The sequence below is a fragment of the Mycobacterium sp. FW102-FHT13B02 genome (assembly GCF_058790275.1).
Map to the genome: position 1 here is coordinate 1 of NZ_JBYTCM010000070.1, position 1,347 is coordinate 1,347.

Below are 1,347 nucleotides of genomic sequence, written 5' to 3' on the forward strand. Positions count from 1 at the left end.
TCTGAACCACCCTGGATCTGATGGAGACCTGGTTCAAGCCACGTCGCGGTCGGAGGTGGCTGTCGAGCGTTGTTGACGGTACTCGTTTTCGTAGTCGATGGGCGGTTGGTATCCGATCGAGGAGTGCAGGCGGCTGGTGTTGAACCAATGCACCCAGGAAGCCGTCTCGCGCTCGACCTCGCTGCGCCCGCTCCACGACTTCTGCCGGTCGATCAGCTCGGTCTTGTACAACCCGATCGTCGATTCCATCAACGCATTGTCGAGCGCGTCGCCGACGCTGCCGATCGATCCAGCGATGCCGGATTCGATCAACGCCTCGGTGAACGCCAGAGACGTATACTGGGAACCCGCGTCCGAGTGATGGACCAAACCCGTTGCAGTGAACGCGAAGTCGGACCGGCGACGTGTGAACAATGCTTGCTCGAGTACACCCGACACCAGCGGCGTCGCCTTCGTCGTCATGACCCTCCACCCGAGAATCCGGCGGGAGAACACATCGACCACGAACGAGGTGTACACGAAACCAACCAACGTCCAGCAATAAGTAAAATCGGCAACCCACCACTGGTCCGGTTGAGTCGGCGCGCCCCACTGCCGGGCAATCAGATCCGGATGTCGAGGGGCACGATCATCGCGTTCGGTGGTCACCGTACGCCGGCGTCCGCGGACAACACCCTCTGCTCCGCAGATCGTCATCAACCGAGCGACCTGATCGCGGCCGATCTCGTGACCAGCGCGTTTCATTGCATGCCAGATTTTCTTGGCTCCGTAGAGGCGTCTGTTTGCCACGAAGAACCCGTGAACGGTGTTCGTGGCGTACGCCTCTTCCAGTGCCGCTGCGGAGACGGTGCCGCGTTTCTTGGCGGCGTAGTAGGTGGACGGGGCGATCTTGATGCCGTGCTCTTTGAGTACGGTGCAGATCGGGTCGACCCCGAAAAGGTGGCGGTATTCGTCGATGTACTCGACGATCACCGAAGTCGGCGGTCGACCTCCGCCGCTGCGAAAAACGCTGACGCTGTCTTGAGAATCTCGTTGGCTCTTCGCAATTCGGAGTTCTCACGCCGTAGCGCCTTCAACTCCTCGTCGCGGTCAACTCCTGCGACGGGCCCGTGTGCCTCGGTGGCCGGATCGTTCTTCTCGATCCAGTTTCGGATCGTCGCCGGGTTGATATCGAGCAGAGCCCCGACGTGCTTACGGGCCGTTACTTTCGGCTCGCCGTACTCCTTGAGCCGGTCGCGATACATCCGAACTGCCCGCTCCCGCGTCTCAGCATCGAACTTCCTTGGTGCACCCATATCTGCATTCTCCTGGTGAGATCACAGTCTCCACCAGCCCCAGGGTGGTTCA

1 protein-coding gene and 1 other annotated feature are annotated in these 1,347 nt (G+C 60.7%); the gene reads right to left on the minus strand.

Translation table 11 applies throughout. From position 1 onward, the window contains the following. Positions 1-33 precede the first annotated feature (33 nt). A protein-coding gene (locus AC3WTE_RS32600) for an IS3-like element ISRru1 family transposase (RefSeq protein WP_135422486.1) occupies positions 34-1,295 on the minus strand; the annotation gives its coding sequence in 2 pieces (ribosomal slippage) (positions 34-1,001 and positions 1,001-1,295; 1,263 coding nt in all). Continuing rightward, positions 880-1,011 (minus strand) — a sequence feature (AL1L pseudoknot). It overlaps the preceding gene by 132 nt. Positions 1,296-1,347: the final 52 nt, after the last annotated feature.